18 protein-coding genes are annotated in these 18357 nt (G+C 63.8%); 4 read left to right on the top strand and 14 right to left on the bottom strand.

Features of this window, described 5'->3' with window-relative positions:
• Nucleotides 1-125 precede the first annotated feature (125 nt).
• Together M2331_RS07275 and M2331_RS07270 are read right to left on the bottom strand one after the other, a co-directional pair.
• Entirely contained in the window at nucleotides 126-1772 is a 1647-nt protein-coding gene (locus tag M2331_RS07275; RefSeq protein WP_181559657.1) for a GMC family oxidoreductase, read from the bottom strand.
• 12 nt (nucleotides 1773-1784) lie between these two features.
• Nucleotides 1785-2414, bottom strand: a complete 630-nt coding sequence (locus M2331_RS07270) for a gluconate 2-dehydrogenase subunit 3 family protein (RefSeq protein ID WP_181559656.1) — start codon at nucleotides 2412-2414, stop codon at nucleotides 1785-1787.
• Between the two features lie 182 nt (nucleotides 2415-2596).
• Between M2331_RS07270 and M2331_RS07265 the strand changes: the two genes are divergently transcribed.
• On the top strand, nucleotides 2597-2938 hold the full coding sequence (locus M2331_RS07265) for a YdeI/OmpD-associated family protein (RefSeq protein WP_181559655.1): 342 nt from the start codon (nucleotides 2597-2599) through the stop codon (nucleotides 2936-2938).
• 55 nt (nucleotides 2939-2993) lie between these two features.
• Here M2331_RS07265 and M2331_RS07260 read toward each other — a convergent pair whose 3' ends face one another.
• The 8 genes from M2331_RS07260 to M2331_RS07225 form a co-directional block, all read right to left on the bottom strand.
• A complete protein-coding gene (locus tag M2331_RS07260) occupies nucleotides 2994-3470 on the bottom strand; it encodes a DUF892 family protein (protein WP_181559654.1) in 477 nt (158 codons plus the stop codon).
• Nucleotides 3471-3548: 78 nt separating this feature from the next.
• A complete protein-coding gene (locus M2331_RS07255; protein WP_181559653.1) occupies nucleotides 3549-4328 on the bottom strand; it encodes a glutathione S-transferase family protein in 780 nt (259 codons plus the stop codon).
• Entirely contained in the window at nucleotides 4328-5107 is a 780-nt protein-coding gene (locus M2331_RS07250; protein WP_181559652.1) for a glutathione S-transferase family protein, read from the bottom strand. Before M2331_RS07250 ends, M2331_RS07255 begins: the two co-directional genes overlap by 1 nt.
• 37 nt (nucleotides 5108-5144) lie before the next feature.
• Nucleotides 5145-5522 (bottom strand): twin-arginine translocation signal domain-containing protein, encoded by a 378-nt coding sequence (locus M2331_RS07245; RefSeq protein ID WP_181559651.1) that lies wholly within the window; start codon nucleotides 5520-5522, stop codon nucleotides 5145-5147.
• Nucleotides 5519-5944 (bottom strand): c-type cytochrome, encoded by a 426-nt coding sequence (locus M2331_RS07240; RefSeq protein ID WP_184117306.1) that lies wholly within the window; start codon nucleotides 5942-5944, stop codon nucleotides 5519-5521. The genes M2331_RS07245 and M2331_RS07240 overlap by 4 nt, the downstream gene beginning before the upstream one ends.
• Nucleotides 5945-5967: 23 nt before the next feature.
• Nucleotides 5968-7521, bottom strand: a complete 1554-nt coding sequence (locus M2331_RS07235) for an FAD-binding oxidoreductase (RefSeq protein WP_264592324.1) — start codon at nucleotides 7519-7521, stop codon at nucleotides 5968-5970.
• A 158-nt stretch (nucleotides 7522-7679) separates the two neighbouring features.
• Complete coding sequence (locus tag M2331_RS07230; protein WP_181559648.1) at nucleotides 7680-10004, bottom strand: TonB-dependent receptor; 2325 nt, start codon at nucleotides 10002-10004, stop codon at nucleotides 7680-7682.
• 375 nt (nucleotides 10005-10379) lie between these two features.
• Complete coding sequence (locus M2331_RS07225; protein WP_181559647.1) at nucleotides 10380-10793, bottom strand: winged helix-turn-helix transcriptional regulator; 414 nt, start codon at nucleotides 10791-10793, stop codon at nucleotides 10380-10382.
• A 107-nt stretch (nucleotides 10794-10900) separates the two neighbouring features.
• Here M2331_RS07225 and M2331_RS07220 point away from each other — a divergent pair, with 107 nt between their 5' ends.
• Nucleotides 10901-11644, top strand: a complete 744-nt coding sequence (locus M2331_RS07220) for an SDR family oxidoreductase (RefSeq protein WP_181559646.1) — start codon at nucleotides 10901-10903, stop codon at nucleotides 11642-11644.
• Nucleotides 11645-11725: 81 nt separating this feature from the next.
• Here the strand turns inward: M2331_RS07220 and M2331_RS07215 are convergent, their stop codons facing one another.
• The 4 genes from M2331_RS07215 to ligK all read right to left on the bottom strand — a co-directional run bounded on the left by M2331_RS07215 (nucleotide 11726) and on the right by ligK (nucleotide 16072).
• A complete protein-coding gene (locus M2331_RS07215) occupies nucleotides 11726-13201 on the bottom strand; it encodes a carotenoid oxygenase family protein (RefSeq protein ID WP_181559645.1) in 1476 nt (491 codons plus the stop codon).
• Between the two features lie 58 nt (nucleotides 13202-13259).
• Complete coding sequence (locus tag M2331_RS07210) at nucleotides 13260-14147, bottom strand: amidohydrolase family protein (protein WP_181559644.1); 888 nt, start codon at nucleotides 14145-14147, stop codon at nucleotides 13260-13262.
• Between the two features lie 146 nt (nucleotides 14148-14293).
• Nucleotides 14294-15346 carry a 4-oxalomesaconate tautomerase gene (locus M2331_RS07205; protein WP_264592323.1) on the bottom strand — a complete coding sequence of 351 codons (1053 nt, stop codon included), beginning with the start codon at nucleotides 15344-15346 and terminating at the stop codon, nucleotides 14294-14296.
• 51 nt (nucleotides 15347-15397) lie between these two features.
• Nucleotides 15398-16072, bottom strand: a complete 675-nt coding sequence (ligK, locus tag M2331_RS07200) for a 4-carboxy-4-hydroxy-2-oxoadipate aldolase/oxaloacetate decarboxylase (protein ID WP_181561414.1) — start codon at nucleotides 16070-16072, stop codon at nucleotides 15398-15400.
• A 122-nt stretch (nucleotides 16073-16194) separates the two neighbouring features.
• Here ligK and M2331_RS07195 point away from each other — a divergent pair, with 122 nt between their 5' ends.
• Nucleotides 16195-17412, top strand: a complete 1218-nt coding sequence (locus M2331_RS07195) for a LysR family transcriptional regulator (protein WP_181559643.1) — start codon at nucleotides 16195-16197, stop codon at nucleotides 17410-17412.
• Between the two features lie 17 nt (nucleotides 17413-17429).
• The gene (locus tag M2331_RS07190) at nucleotides 17430-18353 is read left to right on the top strand and encodes an NAD(P)-dependent oxidoreductase (protein ID WP_181559642.1); all 924 of its coding nucleotides are present in this window, start codon (nucleotides 17430-17432) and stop codon (nucleotides 18351-18353) included.
• The last annotated feature ends 4 nt before the right edge of the window (nucleotides 18354-18357 follow it).

Below are 18357 nucleotides of genomic sequence, written 5' to 3'. Positions count from 1 at the left end.
AGTCGATGGGGTGATTGCGGGAGGCTGGCGATAACCGTAATCGCCGCCATTCATGCCGGGCGAACGCATCTACTAGGTCAGCTCAGGGCCGTCTGATTGGTGTCAGACGGCCCCTGTGGCTGCGATCAAATCTGATTGGTCCGCGCGAACCGGGCGATATGTTCAGCCGCGCGGAAGGCCAGGGCCTCGATCGTCTGCGTGGGCTGACCGCGCCCGGACGTCACCATGCTCGACCCATCGCACAGGAACAGGTTCCGCACGTCATGGGTCCGGTGATATTTGTCGATGACCGACGTCTCCGGGTTATTCCCCATGCGGCAGGTGCCGAGCAGGTGGACGCCGCCGCGCCCTTCGCCCACTTCACTGCGGACGACCTGCGTCGCGCCGGCGGCATCCATGATCTCCACCGCCCGATCGGCCTGCCAGTTCGCATGCTTGGTGTCGTCAGGGTGATCCCTGTAGGTCACCCGGATGGCCGGAATGCCCCACTCGTCCTTGAGTTCGGGATCGATGTCGACGCGGTTGGTCTCCTGCGCCAGCGACGTGCCGTGGCCCGAGCAGTTCATCCAATAGGTATAGGATTCGAGATATTCCTTGAACTCCGGCCCCCATGTCGGCGTGCCCTTGGGAACGCTCTGCCCCCAGGTGAGCGGCCCGCCCGAGCGCGCGTCGAACCCGCCGCCACCGTAGAAACCGCGCTTCTCGTCGGCGTCATAGAAATCGTGCAAGATGCGGGTGACGTTCGCACCCTTATATTCGTTGAGCGGCTGCGCGAACCGGGCCATCGCCCCGCCGCCCTTGTTGCACATCAGATAGCGACCGACCTTGCCGCTGGAATTGGCCAGCCCATCCGGGAAGGCATTGGTCGCGGAGTTGAGCAGCAGCCGCGGCGTCTCCGCACCATTGGCGCACACGACCACGGCGCGGGCATTCTGGAACTGCTCCTTGCGATCCTTGTCGAAATAATGGACGCCGGTGGCGCGCCCGGCATCGTTCATGCCGATGCGGAACACGTAGCTCTCCGAGCGGATCTCGCAATTGCCTGTCGCCTCGGCCTCGGGGATCACCGTCCAGACCGACGAGGACTTGGCCATCACCTCGCAGCCAAAGCCGCCGCACAGACCGCATTGCGCGCAAGGCGGCCGATCCTTGTAGATCACGGAATTGATCGCCAGCGGCGCCGGGAACGGATGCAGGCCGAGCTTGCGCGCCCCGCGCTCGAACAGCACGCCGGAGGATTTCACCGGCAGCGGCGGCATGGGATAAGGCTTGCTGCGCGGTGGATCGAACGGGCTGGCTCCCGCGAGGCCGGACACGCCGACCTCCCATTCCACCATCGTATAATAAGGTTCGAGTTCGGCATAAGTGATCGGCCAGTCGACCAGATCGGCGCCGGGAATGGAGCCCCACCGGCTGCCTTCGATAAAATCGATCTCGTGCAGTCGCCAGAAATTGGCGTTGAAGTGCGCGCTGCTGCCACCGACGACGCGCGCATAGGTCAGCGCATTACGATCCATGCGCTGCGCCGGCTTGCTCGGGTCGCTGCGGAAGGTTTGCGGATTGGCCGTCGGGCTGTTGGTGATGCCGGACAGGTGCCGGTACTTCAGTTCGTCATGCTCGAACTCGTAGGCCTCCAGCCGAGGCCCCTGCTCCATCACCACGACGCTGTTGCCGGCGCGCGCCAGTTCCCGCGCCATGATGCCGCCCGAAGCGCCCGAGCCGACGACAATGAAATCGACTGTTTCGCTGGTCTTGTATGTCTTGCGATCCATGGGGCGCCTCCGTCAGGCCATGTAGGGCTTGGTGCCGGGATAGGGCTCGAACCCCGGATAATCCTTGTCGTAATAGCCGAAGGGCGGCTCCCAATAATGGCTGTCGACCACGCCGATCAGCTTGGTACCAACCCCCTCGAAATTGCCGCCATATTTGGGCATGGCGATGAGGCCGAGGACCGTCAGCCGCCGCACCGCCAGGAAGAAGGGCGTCTTGTCGACCTCCTTGAGCCAGGCGATCTGCTGGGCGTCCGGCGCGGCGGAGAATGGCGCCTGCGTTCCATATTTCGCGGCATAGCCAGCGTTGAACTCGGTCAGGCCAGCCTTGAAGGACGGCCATTGCTCAGCAAAGAAGCTGCCCATCGCATTGTCGATGAAGTAGACGATATGCGCATCCCGCGCGCCCGGCATGGCGCCGCCCGGCACGATCTGGTTGGCGACCGCATCGACATTAGCCGCTTCCGCAGGGTTCAGCGTCGTAAAGCTCGTATGCCCCTCGCCCGCTCCTGCGCCGCCATGACCATGCCCGACATGCTCTGCGGCGGATGCGATCTGTGGCCAGTTCAAGGTCACCCAGGCCGCGCTGGCCAGATTGCCGACGGCAGCGAGAAACTGGCGGCGTGAGGGGGAAGTCTGGGTCATAAGGCACTCCGAAACCGGCCGGAAAGTGCCATGATTGAGCGCTGCGAGGGGCTCGGAGGGAATACGTCAAACTACGCATTGCGAGGTCGCGCCGGGGCAGCGCAAATGCGCGTCCGCCTACGCAGCCAGCGCTTCCCTTCCATCCCATTGAATTGTCCGGTCAGCACGGGCACCATGCGGCCATGGGTGATTTGGCACGCGACACGGCAGACGCATTTCCGCATGGCACCGTCCATCGGGCCGCAGACGATCTTCGGCACGCGCTGACCGCAGATGCCGATTTGCTCGCTCTCTGGGAGAAGCTGACTCCGCTCGGCCGGAACGAATTCATCTGCTGGGTGGAGGACGCTAAACAGGCGAAGACCCGCGAAAGACGGATCCAGCGAACCTGCGAGGAACTGCGCGAGGGCAAGAAGCGGCCCTGCTGTTGGGCCGGGTGCATTCACCGGACGGACAAGGCCCCCGGGCGATGGCAGCAGGCCGTGCTGATCGACGGCAAGACCGGCCAAACGCCTCCCACATAGGACCATGCCATCGCCGCCTTTCAGCCTCTGCCAGCTGTTCAGATGAGAGAAGCGTTCAACCGGCGGCTCGCGTCACATCGAGCAGCAGCGTGCGGAACTGCTCATCGGTGGCGTGGGCATGCGTGCGCATCGCGGTCAGAGCCTCCTGCGCACGCTCATGGGATAGCCTGTTCGCAACGGCGATGGCGGTCTCCAGGGAGACGGCATCGGCCGCCACGGCTTTTCGCACGGCGCCAATGATGGCGATGTCGCGTAACGACCCCTGCGGGATCGTCTCGGTATCGCGGTGGGCATCCTTGACGATGCCACCCATCCAGAGGTTCTCAGCGGGATCCTCGATCGGCTCGAGCGCGTTGATCGCACGCGCCTGATCGTCCCAGCTGCGCGCCAGGGCATCGACAAGCTGGGAGACCGGCAGGCCGACGGCAGCGGCGATTGAGGGCAAAGCCTCGGCGGCGAGAACCCGTCCCGCATACAGGTCTTCCAGACAGACGGTCAGCAAGCTGATCAGGTCGCGGGCTTGGGTGCTCATGCTGCTCCTCTCCGATGACTCAGCGGCGCGAGAGGCGCCGCCGATCATCCAACGAGAGAGCGCGGGGGACGTTCCGTCCTAGCCCCAGCGATTGATTTCCGGGCCGGGCGCAAAGACGTGAGCCGGCAGCGCGCCGCGCGCCTGCGCGAGCGCCCGCTGCACGCTGCGCCGCGCCTCTACCCGCGCCAGCCACGCCGCCAGGCGCGGCTTGCCGGCGAAGGCATCGGAAAGAAGGTCGCGCATCGGCGCCACCCAGGCGTAGCTTTCCAGATCGGCGATGGAGAAGCTGCCCATCAGCCAGTCACGCGCCTCAAGGCGGCCCTCGATCTTCTGCGTGGCCTCACGGACCCGTGCCTCGCTGGCAGCACGATGCTCGGCCGAGAGCTGGCCGCTACGCGTCTCGCGCCAGCGCTCGGCCAGATCCTGCGAGGCAATGGGGGCAATCAGCGCATCGAAGCGCGCCTCATCGAGCGCAGCCAAGCGCGGCATCGTCCACGCCAGGTTGGCCAGGGCGGCCGCGCCGGGCGCGACGCGCTCGATCATCCAGCGACACCAGGCCATCATTTCCCACCGCGCATAGGGATCGGTCGGGCGCAGGCCACAACCGGGCGAGGCATCATCCAGATAGCAGGCGATGAACACGCTGTCGCACAGCGCCTGCCCGTCGACGACGAGCACCGGGCCTTCCCCTTCGACGCTGTAATCCACCTCGAATGCGCGCGGCACGGTCCCGCCATGGCGCTCTGCCATGCCAAGATCGATGGGGCGCAGCTCCGCGTCCAGACCGCTCTCGAGCAGCGCGGCGAGCACTGTGAGCGACGGGCCGGTCGGCTCGCCATGATACAGGGTCATCGCCATCACGCTGCCTCCTCGATCAAGGGAATGATGCGCTCGGCAAAGCGGGGCACGCGGCTATAGGCCCAGGTTTCGCGCACGGCCGGGCGCCGCGCAATGGCGCGCAGCCAGCGCATGATGTTGGGGGTTTCTGCGTCGTTCACGTCGTCGGGCTGCATGGAGGGGAGCCCGTAAGCCGAATTGAAGCAATTGATATCCGCCAGCGAGTATTGATCCGAGCCGAGATACTCGCGCTGCCCCAGCGCCTCCTCCAGCTTGGTGATGCCCAGCTTCACCCGCCGCGTCGATTCTGCCAGCTCGGCCTCGCTGAACAAGCCGTAGATCGCCTTGCGCCAGGCAGTGCGGCGCTCCGGCAAGGGAATGCGGTCGATCGCCGCTTTGAGTTCTTCAGGATCGCGCGCCCGGACCTGCGGGCCGATGAAGATGCTCCAGCCGATCATGCTGAACGACGGGCAAAGCCACTGGTCGAGATATTTCATCCACCACCGCACGCGCCAACGATCGACCGGGTCTTCAGGCATCATCGAGGGGCCGGGAAAGGCCTCCTCCACATATTCCATCATGGCGGTCGATTCATTGAGCAGCCGGCCGCCATGGGTCATCGCCGGGATCGTCCCCATCGGGTTGATCGCCAGATAGTCCGGCTTGTGCTGATCGAACGAGAGCAGGTCGAGATAATGGCTGTTGAAGGCCACGCCTTTCTCGATGAGGGTAAGCATGGGCTTGCCCGAATTGGCGTTGGGCTCCCAATGGTACAAAGTGACGTCGTTGCTGCTGCTCATCGTAACGCGGGCCGCTGCCCTCTCCTCTCGATCAGTTTCAGGCCATCGTCCAGACGATGAGGTCATGCGTCGCGTCGCGCCGTTCAGAGCGCAGACGCAGCCCGCGATCCTCAAGCCAGGTCCGGGCGGCGACATAGTCATTCCACCCGGTCAGACCCGCTACCGGACCAGACATTGCTCCGCTGCGGCGGATCGCGCGGACGCCGGCCCAGTTGCGGCTGTGCTCTCCGGCAAGATCGATCTGCTGCACGCCGAAGAACTGCCCGGCGAAAGACCGGCTTGCAGCTCTGCGGCTGTCATAGACAACGATGCGTGCGGCCTTCTCCGGCCCAGCGACGGCCCGGGCGCCGAATAAGCCGACAGCCCCTGCCACCGCCGCGCCGCCCAGCAATTGCCGCCGCGAGACGCCGCTCATTTACCCTTCCCCAGATAGGCCGCAACAGCTTCCAGTTCGGAGTCGGTGATGTCCACGCGCGTCTGGCGGGGCATCGCGCCCTTGCCCATGCGCACGACCGCCTTCACATAATCGGCGGTCAGATCGTCCCGGTTGGCGATCAGGCCCATGGCGGGCGGGTTCCCCATCATTACCTGCTGCTTGGTGATCAGATTGGTGCCCATCCCCCAATCGAAATGGCAGGCGCCGCACCGATTGGAGAACAGCGCTTCACCGCTATTGGCATTATGCTGCCTGTCCCCTGGCGCCATTTGCGCCCGCATACCGTAAGCGGAGGGGGGCGGCGGGCCGCCTACCGGAGCACCGCCGGGCTGGGCAGCCCGCGCGTCCCTTGTCCCCAGATCATAGGTCGTCATCAGCACGCCGACTGCCATCAGCGTCATGAGGCTCGTTACCTGCCCTATCCTCATGCCAGAGCCTTTCCACGCTGGTCGGCATAGGCGCTGGGCCAGATGCCGTTCTTGCCGGGAGAGAGAATGCCGTTCGGGTCGAGCGTGTTCTTAACCTGCTCGGTCATCCGCCGCATGGCGTGGTTGTTGAACCCGAAGGTATCGGAGATCGCGTCCATCCAGCCGAGATGGGTGCGATATTCGGCATAGCCATGGGCGGCAGCGTCGGCGATCAGCGCGTTGAACAGCGTCTTGATCGTCTCGACCTGCTTGTCGTTGTCGCGGTCGTACATGAGCATGTTCACATTGTTGCAGAACCGACCGCCAATGGTGAAGCTGGCATAGAAATCCACATCATGATCGTTGATGATCTTGCGGCTGCGGCGCATCTGGTCGAGCACATGCTTGCCGGTGGCCGGGACGACCGGTGAGAAGCCCATATGCGCGCTGCGCCCGCCGACCCAATCGCCCATCTGCAGCGGAACGGCCGAAGGTACGCCGAGCGTCAGGTCCATCACATTGGTCGCATCCCCCTTGCGCCACCAGCGCTCGCCGATCGGCGTCTTGAGGTGCGGCGCGAAAGCCGCCTTCACGACAGCCGCCTTGGCCTTGGTCACCGATTCCTCGCCATAGAGGCGCAGCTGCATGTTCCAGTAGCTGAGCTTGTGCTCCTTGAGCAGCTCCTGCACGCGCCAGTCAGGAATGGCGCCCGGCTTGTCCCAAAAGTCCTTGCGTTGCCCCAGGATCGTCATCTTGCCAAGCCAACTCGGAATGAAGATCGACTGATCGATGATCCGATTAAGCCGCAAGGGCGTGAGCGTGTCGATCACCCAGCCGATGTCTTCGGCCTGCGGGATTTCAAGGTTCAGCTCTACGGAGGTTTCCGGCTCCGGCATCAGCCACATGCCGGCCTTGGTCACGACGCCCAAGTTGGACTGGGTGAACATCTGGTCCCAGCTCGGGCCATAGCTGAACGGGAAAAGATGCGCGGCCTTGTTGTTCTCCATGGCACCAAGGCCCGTGCGCACCACATCGCCATTGGCGAGCACGACTTCCATGCCGCACAGGTTGCTGGCGTGGACCCCATAAGGCGTGTAGCCGATGCCATGATCGAGCGCGTTGCCAAGCACCGAGCCCCAGCCATTGCCGGGCACGGACATCATCAGCGGCAGCTTCTCGCGCTGGATATGCTCATAAAGATCGATGAAGCCGACGCCCGGCTCGATGACGCAATAGCCCAGTTCCGGATCGACCTCGAGAATGCGGTTCATCCGCCCGAGATCCAGCACCATACAGCCCGGCATCCGCGGCGCTGCCGTGCCATAACCAAGGTTCTTGCCGCGCGCGACCGTCCAGAGGGGCAGCTTGTGCTCATTGGCGATGCGCACGACCGCCTGCACTTCCTCGACCGTGCTCGGGGCTACCGCGCCCGATGCGGTCCAGAGTGTCTCAGGACCCGGCGCATAGATATCCGCATAGGCATCGCGATCTTCATCGCTGGTCATCACCCAGCCCGCACCGACCGCAGCCTGCAACGCCTTGACGGCGGCATCGAAGCGTTGGGGTGACATTCCAGGCGGTAAAACTAGCTTCATGCGCTCACCTCTCCTTGCGGGCCTGTGCGGCCTCTCGCTCTGGCGACTATTGCTATTGTGGGATCATGGGGCGGTCAAAGGAAATGAGGGCGACCACGCGGCCGCCCTCCTCAAGTTTATCTCGCCCTAGGGCCTCAGAAGTCCTTCTTGATCGACACGCGCCATTCGCGCGGCGCGCCGACATTGGCATAGGCCGTGCCCGCGAAGCCGTAGACCGCGTCAAACCGCGACGTGTAGTAATATTCGTCGAAGAGGTTGGTGACTTCGAACGACACGGCGAGGTCGCGATCCTGATTGCGCCAGGTCAGCCGGGTGCTGCCGAGCACGTAAGACGGAAAATATTCGAAGTCCGGGTTGACCGCATTCAGCGTTCTGCTGGCCAACTGCCGGCCGCGATAGGCAACGTCCAGCCTCGGCGTGATCGAGCCGGACCCGCCCATGTCGATCTCATATTGAATGCCTGCGCTCCACTGTGTTTCGGGCGAAACGATGGGGCTGCCGGCGGTGATGGTGCTGCCGACGGCGGGCGAGATCGACTTGTACTCCGAGCCGATCAGGCTCAGCGACGCGTCGATCATCAGATTGTCGACCGGGGTTGCCGAAACCTCGGCTTCAAAGCCCCACATCTTGCCGTCGCCGGCATTGGCGATGACCGCGCAGGGCCCGCCGCCATAAGCCGAACAGTCGGAGAGCGGCAGCTGGATCGCCTTATAGTCGTTGTAGAAACCGGCGAGGTTCACCCGCAGGCGACGGTCCAGCAGATCCGTCTTCAGGCCGATCTCATAGGCTGTGACGGTCTCCGGCCCGAACGTGCCTTGGGTCGCGTGCGTCGGCAGGAACGGGCGCGCGGTGACGCCGCCGCCCTTGAAGCCCGTGCCCACGGTTCCATAGAGCAACACTTCCGGCGAGAAGCGGTAATCGACGGACAAGCGCCAGTCGACCCGGCTGCCGTCGTACACGGCCTTCAGGTTATTGAGAGCCGAGAGGCCGAACGGATCGGGGAAGAGCGGCGCGGTATTGTCGAGGTTCCGCCGGATGAACGTGTAGTCCTTATGCTCCTCAGTGTAGCGGATACCGCCCGTGATCGTCATGCCATCAACCGGACGGACGATCGCGGTGCCGAACACGGCCTTGCTGTCCGCATTGATCGGATCGTTGCCGAGGAACTGGAGCGGCACGCCGGGGATGATGTAGCGGATATCCTGAATGGTGAAGTAGGTGCTGCGCTGGTCGGAATAATAGCCGCCCACGGTCAAATCGGCCATGTCGCCAAGCTTGGCGTTGACCCGCAGCTCCTGGCTCACGAACCAGAAATCAAGATCGTTGAAGCCGCCAGCGGCCCGCGTCAGCGTCGGCGTGAAATCGTCGTCCGTGCCCCAGCGGTTGTTGTAGGAGCGATAGGCCGTGATCGACTGGACCTGAAGATTGTCGGTCACATCCCAATCGATATGGCCAGACACGCCCCAGCCACGGAACTTGTTACGATTGCCCGTATTCCAGTTGCCGGCCTGACCGCCCGCCGGCAGCCCCCAGCTTGCATAGGTGCACCACGGTCCGCACAGGAAGTTCGAGGCATCGCCCTGCGCGACGATCGGCACTTCCGCAGCGCTCGGGCGGTCGGAATACTGATAGTCGCCGATGATCTGGATATCGAGCTTCTCGCCGGCATAACGCAGCGCGCCGCGTACGCCTGAATAATTGATGCCGCCCAGATCCTCGACCACGCAGTCGGTGTTGGTCGGCACGGCTGGCAGGATGCCCTCGGGATTGCCGGGGTTGGCGCAGCCATAATCGATCTGCTGGACATACCCCCGCTGGCTCTTATGGACGCCGGAAACGCGGGCGAAGAGCATATCCGTAATCGGGAAATTCGCCCCCGCCCGAACTTCCACGCGGTTGCGCGAGCCGTAGCTCACTTCGGCAAAACCGCTCGGATCGGCCTCCGGCTTCTTCGAGAACAGTTTGATCGCGCCCCCAATCGAGTTGCGACCCGTGAGCGTTCCCTGCGGGCCCCGCAGCACTTCCACGCGCTCCAGGTCGAGCAGGTCGAAATTGGCACCGGTGAGGGTCGGATAATAGACATCATCAACATAAAGGCCGACGCCCGGCTCATAAGCCGGGTTAAAATCGAACTGCCCGATGCCGCGGATGGAGGCGCCCATGGAATCGCCGAACGCGCCACCCATGGGGGTGAGGGTCACGCTGGGCGCCTGCCGGGCGACCGCAGCGATGTCATCCTGATTGCGCGCTTCAAGTAGCGCCGCATCCACCGCCGTGATCGCCAGTGGCGTATCCTGCAGGCGCTGAGACCGAAATTGTGCAGTAACAATGATATCGGGGGTGCTGTCGGCCTGCGGGGCGGCATCTTGCTGCGCGATAGCGGGCGTCGCCGCCGCGATGGCCATCACCGTAACCGAACCGGCGCACAGCAATGGGCGGATTCTGGACTTCCTGTTCATCACATCTTCTCCTCACCTGTGCGGCTCGATGCAGCCTCACATTGCGCGGGTCTTTGCGACCTCTCGCAGAGCATACAGGAGCCGTTTTTTAGGCTCGTTGATATAGGCAGGAATTCCGGACAGGATCAACTTAAAGGAGACGGCGGCAGCGCGATGGCCGAACTTTTGGTCCCGGCGTGGGAGTTATGCATCAGCGCGCTTGTTCAAGAGCGCAGGAACATGTCTGGTTGTGCATCTTTGAAGCACGGCAAAGGCGAACGGCCGCCGCGATGGAGGCGGAGGCCGGCTAAGACCCCAACTTGAATGCGTGATTCGTTGCCACTTCGTTCGTGAAAACAGAATGCGGCGAGTTAGCGGTCGCCCTGCCCGGCTCACTTAACGAGTGCGGGCCTCATCAAATCTCAGGCGAGCGGCGTCGATGTCTTGCAGATGATCCTCCGCCCAGGTCCACACGCCACAAAATGCTTCGCCCAGACTGGCCCCCAGCTCCGTCAGCCGATAATCCACATGAGGAGGCACGACCGGATGCACCGTGCGGTGGACCAGACCGTTGCGCTCCATCTGCCGCAGGGTCTGCGTCAGCATCTTTTGGCTGATGCCGGGCATCTTCTCGAAGATGCGTGTAAAGCGCTGCTCGCCATGGTCATGCAACACCTCGATCAGCAGCATGGTCCATTTGTCCGCGACCTGGCCGATAAGGTCATTGACCAGCGCTTCCACGCGGGGATCGATCTGATCGTAGCGATCGGGGCTGGCTGGCACGCTTGGGCGCTTCGCTTGAGTTGTCATTCACACTCTCTTTCCGGTGAGTATCAATCTTTCCGGTGCCTTCTTTCGTTCTGAAAGCTAGGACTTAAATGAGCAGTCGTCCACCAGCAGAATTTGGAGCAGACGGCATGAAGACCACTGGCAACACCATTCTCATCACCGGCGGCGGCTCGGGTATTGGCCGCGCATTGGCGCGCCATTTCCACGAGCTCGGCAACACGGTGATCGTCGCGGGGCGGACCGCAGCGACATTGGCTGAAACCATCGAGGGTCGCGCGGGCATGCACATGCTCACTGTCGATGCGAGCGATCCGGGAAGCATCGAAGCATTCGCGGCCGAAGCGATCGCCCGCTTTCCGGCGATCAACATCCTATTCAACAATGCCGGCATCATGCAGCGCGAGGATCTGACGCGACGTGGCGACACGACTGTGGCGGAGCAGACCTTCATCACCAATGTGCTGGGGCCGATCCGTCTCACCAATGCCTTGATCGAGCATCTGACGGCGCAGGAAGACGCCGCGATCGTCAACACGACCTCCGGCCTCGCCTTCGTGCCACTGATCGGCACGCCGAGCTACAGCGCGAGCAAGGCGGCCCTGCATAGCTGGACGGTCTCCCTGCGGGAACAGCTGCGCGGCAAGGTGGAGGTGATCGAGCTGGCCCCGCCAGCTGTGCGCACCGAGCTAACCCCGGGCCAGTCCACCCGGGAAAACTATATGCCGCTCGATGATTATGCTGCGGAAGTGATGGCGCTCTTTCAGCAAGTGCCCACGCCCGAGGAAATTCTCGTCGAGAATGTCCGCTTCCTTCGCTCGGCGGAGCGCGAGGGACGGTTTGCCGAGACTGTGCGGATGATCAGCACGCTTTGATCGCCAAGGTGGTAGGACGAAACATCACCGCCGTCCAAGGGGGCAGGCTCTAACACCTGCGCCCTTGGGCGTGCGAAAGGATCAGGCCGCTTTCGCCGCCTGATAGGCCGCCATCGGCACCCACCAGCCATGGACCTGCGGCCGCATCCGGGTGGGCACGGGCACCTTGGCGACTGGCCCGGCCGGAAGATCCCCCGCGTTCCAGATCCACACCGCGTGCTCGAACTGGTCCGGCGCGGTCTCATGATCGACGACGCCGACCAGCCAGCCTTCATGACCGAGCTCGCTCGATGGCACATGCACGGTCTCGCTCATTCCATGCGCCGGCGGCAGATTATAGCCGATGATTGCGCCGGTCTCGAAATCCTTCCGCAGGAGCGCGGTGAACATGGCGCCGACGACACCGCCCATCAGCGGTGGCCCCATGGGCTGCGGGTTCATGCTGCAATACCAGCCCCGCTTGTACGGGCGCCCCTGATCGGCATCGGCAATGCGCGGCATGTCTCCCGGAGGCCCGAGCGGCGTGACCTCCACGCCATCACCGTCGCCTTTCATATCGACCGTCCAGCGCTGAAAGCCGCCGCCCAGCTCCCAAGGCTGTATATCGATACCGCTGTCCGCGCGGATGTGCGGGAAGGCGATGGTGTCGGTGATGTGATGATCGATATGGACCTTGCCGTCCGGCGTCTCGAACGCATTCATCATATGGAAGCTGGAGGCGCCCTTCGGTCCCTTGAACCAACGGATCTCGGACACATCGCCATAACGCGGCATCACCCCGATGTGATATTCCAGATCTTGCTGGTGAACCCAGTGCGCGCCCTTCGCCTTCACGCGTTCAAGATCGGCGGTGGTGGGCTGCAGCGGGAAGATCGCGTAGTTCTCGGTGATCACGAAGTCATGGACAAGGCTGCAGAACGGCGCCTCGAACGACTGTTCCTTGACAAGTTTGCCGTCCTTGTCGGTCCACCAATAAGCGATGGTCTTAGAGCAGAGGCCATCCGCCTCATAGCCATAGACGAACATCTCCTTGGTCTCGGGATCGATGCGGACATGGGCCGTCATCGTCTGCGACTTGAGCGCGCCACCGAAATCATAGGCGCCGATGGTCTCCAGCGTGTGCGGATCGACCTGATGACCCGGCCCATCCTCCTTGGTCATGATGAGCTTGCCCGCATGCCAGACCGGCGTGGTGTTGGAGACGGTCCCCTCCACGCCCTCGGCCGACGCGTCATTGGTGAAGGGGTTGCGATAGCGGCCGAACAGACGCTTGCCGGCGGCGTTCTCGGCCTTCCAGCGCGGGGTCTGGACATATTTGATGTCATAATCGACCGTGCCGTCCTCATTGAAGAGGATGCGGCTGATCATGCCATCATCGGAGAGCGCGGTATCGGGCTGGAAGAACGGCTCGAACTGCGGATCGGGCACTGCCCGGAAGAAAGCGCCGCGCACATCCGCCGGAATGGTGCCCTCGGATGCCGTGAGGCCCTTGAGCGAAACTTCCTGACGGACTGGCGTGTTGAGGCCCATATAGTCCGGCGTTGCGGGAAACGGCATTCTTCTCTCCAGTCAGCTTGCGGTTTCGGGCCTGTTTGGTCTCTCGTTATCGAACTGGCTATGACCCAGCGCGAAGTTCTTCAGGCCAGTATAGACGCATCGGGTTGGTCACCAGCATCTTGCGCTGCAACGCTTCCGTCGGCGCGATGCGTGGGATCATGTCCACAAGCAAGCCATCGTCCGGGATGGCATCCTGCATGTTGGGGTGCGGCCAGTCGGTGCCCCAGATGACCCGATCCTGATAATCGGCGACAAGCGGGGCGACGGCATTGGCAAAATCATCCCAAGGCGCACCGGCGGGATCGAGCCGGTCCGGGCAGGTCGCCTTGAACCAGATGTCATCGCGACTATCGAGCAGGTTGCGGAAGGCCTTCATGTCCGCACCGTCCGGTCCCTGGCGCACATCGGGCCGGCCCATATGGTCGATCACCAGCGGCACCGGTATCGCGTCCATGAACGGGCGCAGTTCTTCGAGAATGTCCGCCTCGAAATAGATGACAACATGCCAGCCCTCCGGGAGCCGGCTCGCGACCTCAAGGAACTTGTCCTTGGGAGCATCGTCTACCAGGCGCTTGAGGAAGTTGAAGCGGATGCCGCGCATGCCGCCGGCGTGCAGCGCCTCAAGCTCGGCCTCGCTGATCGCGGGATCGACCACGGCGACACCGCGCGCCTTCCCGTCAGAAACGGCAATGCCGTTCAGGGTCGCGGCATTGTCGGTGCCATGGCAACTCGCCTGGACGATCACGTTGCGGGAAAAGCCCAGATGATCGCGCAGGGCAAAGAGCATGTCCGGGCCTGCATCCTGCGGCAGATATTTGGCCTTCGCGCTGAACGGGAACTGCGCCATCGGCCCGAACACGTGGCAATGCGCATCCACGGCGCCCGGCGGCGGCGTGTAGGCGGGCTTGCTCGGGTTGCTATGCCAGGAAAGGATGCGTTCGATCATCTCATTGGTTCCGTTCGGGCTGGGCCTGTCGAAGCCCGGTTCTCACTTTCCGCTCGGTTGTTCCAGATGAAACAGCCCTTTGACAAGTATAGGGCGAACGGACTTGCTCCGAGGTGCAGGGAGCCTGCCATGGACGCATGGGATGTTCAGCCGAACACCACCCCGTCCATCAGCTTGCGGGCGGTGCGCAACATGCCGGCTTCCACCGGCTGTCCGTCAGCGTCCACGGTCACGACGCATTCGGTGACGCCGGTCGGATGCTCGACCCCCAGCGTCTTCGTCGCACCCTCGGGCACCTTGGCGACGGAGGCGGCGGGAGAGCCTTCGATAAGGCATGCCGTCGCCACGCTCACCGCACCCAACACCCCGATGGAGGCATGGACACGATGCGGGATGAGCGAACGCACGGTAACGGCCCCACCCTCGCGCGGCGGCGCCACCAGCATCATCTTGGGGACGGACTTTTCGGTCACGTCGCCAAGGTTCATCATCTCGCCGACCTTGAGGCGGATGGCCTCGACCTTCGCCTTCATTTCCGCATTGGCGTCGAGCGTGTCGCGATCCTCATAGCCGGTCACGCCGACGTCACTGGCAAGCATGACCACGCAGGGCATGCCATTGTCGATCATCGTGACCTTGATGCCATTGATCTCGTCGACGCCATTGCCGGTCGGCAGCAGAGCCCCGCAGGATGAGCCAGCGGTATCGCGGAACAACAGCGGAATGGGCGCCGATGTACCAGGCACGCCACTGATCGAGGCGTCACCATCATAGCGAACCTGGCCGCCGGGCGTCTGCACCGTGGCGACGGCGACCTGGCCGGTATTCTCCATGAAGATGGCGACGCGGGTTTCATCGCCGGTTGGCTGCACGAGACCGCGCTCAATGGCGAACGGACCGATGCCCGCGAGGATATTGCCGCAATTCTGCGCGTCGGTGACAATCGCCTGATCGACGAACACTTGCAGGAAGAGATAATCGACATCGACCCCTTCGCGGCTCGATTTCCTGACCACGCCAACCTTGCTGGTCAGCGGATCGGCGCCACCCATGCCGTCGATCTGGCGCGGGTCTGGCGAGCCCATGACGCGCAGCAGGAAGGCATCGCGGGCGGCGGTATCCGTGGGCAGATCGTCCGCCAGGAAATAGCCGCCCTTGGAGGTGCCGCCACGCATCCACATGCAGGTAATGCCGTCCATCACAGCCTCCTGCTCAAAGCGAACGGAGATGCATTCCGAGGCCGACGTGCCTCACACATATTTCAGGCCTTCCTTCTCCAGGCGCTCGCGCATCTTGTACATGTCGAGGCCCAGCACGCCGGAGGCCAGCTTCTCGCGCTTCTCGCCCTCATTGGCTTCGCGCGCGCGGGCCGCCTCAAGCACCTTGGCGGCATTGGCGCGGGGGACGACGCATACGCCATCATCATCGGCCACGATCACATCGCCGGGATTGACCAGGGCATTGGCGCAGACCACCGGGATGTTGACGCTGCCCAGAGTGTTCTTGACCGTGCCCTGCGCGTAGATCGCCTTGGACCAGACCGGGAAGGTCATCTCGGTGAGGTCGCGCACGTCACGCACGCCGGCATCGATGATAAGACCGCGACAGCCGCGCGCCTGCGCCGAGGTCGCCAGCAGATCGCCGAAATAGCCATCCTCGCAGGGGCTGGTCGGGGCCAGCAGCAGCACGTCGCCCGCCTTCAACTGCTCGATGGCGACATGCACCATCCAGTTGTCGCCCGGAGGCGCGCTGATCGTCACTGCACTGCCCGCGATCCGCGCACCGGCATAGATTGGCCGCATGTAGCTCGCCAGCAAGCCCGTGCGCCCTTGCGCCTCATGAACCGTCGCAACACCGCACGCCGCCAGACCGTCAATCACCTCAGGATCAGCACGCTCGATATTCTGTACGACCACACCCATGATTGCTCCTCTCGATCAACATTAACTGGCAACAGCCTTGCTCCCGTATAGAATAGGGGAACGGCGTCCGGTCAATCCACCCCGAACTTTGCGCAGATCATAAGCATCTGCTAAGTCTGGCCCTCATGGCATCGGGCCTCTCACCCTTTTCGTTCAATCTGCGCCACCTCGCCGCCGTTGCGGCGGTAACGCACAAGGGAAGCGTGTCCGCCGCCGCGAGCACGCTCCATCTGACCCAGCCTGCTGTGACCCAAGCCATTGCTCGCGTGGAAAGCATCATGGACGTGCAGCTATTCGAGCGGCGCACGGACGGCATGACGCCCCTCCCTCCTGCGATGGCGCTGGCTGAGCGCGTTGAGCAGGCCTCTGAACTGATCGGCTCGCGACGGGTGACCATGGCGCAACTGCGTGCCTTCCTCGCCGTGGCGGACAGCGGCAGTTACGCAGCGGCAGCAGCACAGAGCGGCCTCTCGCAGCCGACCCTGCATCGCGCCATTGGCGATCTGTCGCTGATCCTCCGGCGGTCGCTCGTCGAGCGGCGCGGACGGGGGATCGCGCTGACCGACGCGGGCCGGCGCACCGCCCGTAACTTTCGTCTTGCCCGAACAGAGCTTGAAGCAGGCCTCGACGAAGCCCTGGGCCAATCCGGCGGCGTGCCGGCGCGGATCACCATCGGGGCGATGCCGCTCTCCCGCGCTCGGGTGCTGCCGCGCGCGCTGGCAAGTCTCAACGCTGCATTTCCGGCCATCGAAATCGTGATCGTGGAAGGATCGCATGGCGAACTGGCGGAATCCCTGCGCGACGGCAGCATCGACATGATGGTCGGCGCCATGCGCGATCCGCCGCCCGGCCCGGACCTCATGCAGCGCCCCCTGTTCGAGGATGAGGTGATTATCATCGCGCGGGCGGGCCATCCCGAGGCAGGGCCAGCACGGGATCGCCCGTTGAGCGATCTCGCGGGCTATGCCTGGATCTTGCCGTCGCCCGGCGCGCCCCTGCGGACGCGCTTCGACGAGATGTTCCGCACGGCCGGACTTGCCCCGCCGCCCGTTCCGATCGAATGCGGTTCGGTGATGATGATCCGCGAGATCCTGATGCAAACCGACTTTCTGACCCTGCTCTCGCCCGATCAGGTCTCGGTCGAGCAGGAGGCGGGCTGGCTCGTCTCGCTTGGCGCCCCGCCCGGGGGCTTCTCCCGCGCGGTCGCGCTCACCACCCGGGCGCAGTGGCGACCGGCCCCGGCACAAGCCGCCTTCATCGCCGAGCTGGACCGGGCCGCGACGGAACCATTCGCTTCTGCTTATGGCACGGAGCGGGAACAAATTTGCGATTCTGCTCGATAGGCGGCACAGCGTCGATCATGAGCGGGAGAATTGCCCTTATCGGCTTCGGGGAAGCGGGCCGAACCTTCGCCGGTGCCGCCGGATGGCGCAGCGACGCGCGCGCATTCGACCTCAAGGCAATCGAACCGCAGACGGCCGCCCCAATCCGCGCCGCTTACACCGAAACGGGCGTCACGGGCTGCGAGTCTCTGGCGGACGCGCTAGCCGGCGCGGAAATGATCCTGAGCCTCGTCACCGCCGATCAGACCGAGGCGGCAGCGTCCGCAGCCGCGCGGCACCTGTCCCCCGGCGCGCTGTTCTTCGACATGAATTCCGTGTCGCCGGGCGCCAAGATGCGCAATGCCGCAGCGATCGAGCAGGCTGGCGGTCGTTACGTCGATGTAGCGGTCATGTCGCCCGTGCAGCCCGCCGCGATGACTGTGCCGCTGCTGATCAGCGGCCCGCACGCTGCGCAGGGCGAAGCGGCGCTGCGCGCGATCGGCTTCAGCAAGGTTGCGATTGCGGGCGATCAGGTCGGCGCCGCCAGCGCGACGAAGATGGTCCGTTCCGTCATGATCAAGGGCATCGAGGCGCTGACGGCAGAGATGATCCTCGCGGCCCGCCGCGCGGGCGTGACCGAGAATGTGCTGGCCTCACTCGGCGGAGACTGGCCCGAAAAGATCGATTATAATCTCGACCGGATGCTGGCGCACGGCACACGGCGCGCCGCCGAGATGGACGAGGTGGTCGTGACGCTTACCGAGCTGGGCATCGAACCGGCCATGACACGCGGGACAGTGACACGCCAGCGGGCGATGGGCGCCTTGCTCGGTTCGGTCGAGATGCCGCAGGGGCTTGAGGCAAAGCTGGCCTTTCTGGATGCCATGCATCCCGAAATGATCGCGAAGCCCGTGTCCGCTGCGCAGCCCAAAATTACAGAAACAGAAAAGTCTGGAAGGTGACGGA

This window comes from Sphingobium sp. B10D7B, assembly GCF_025961955.1.
GTDB lineage: Bacteria > Pseudomonadota > Alphaproteobacteria > Sphingomonadales > Sphingomonadaceae > Sphingobium.
The sequence above is the reverse complement of the archived record's forward strand: the minus strand, read 5'-3'. Positions and strand labels throughout refer to the sequence as shown.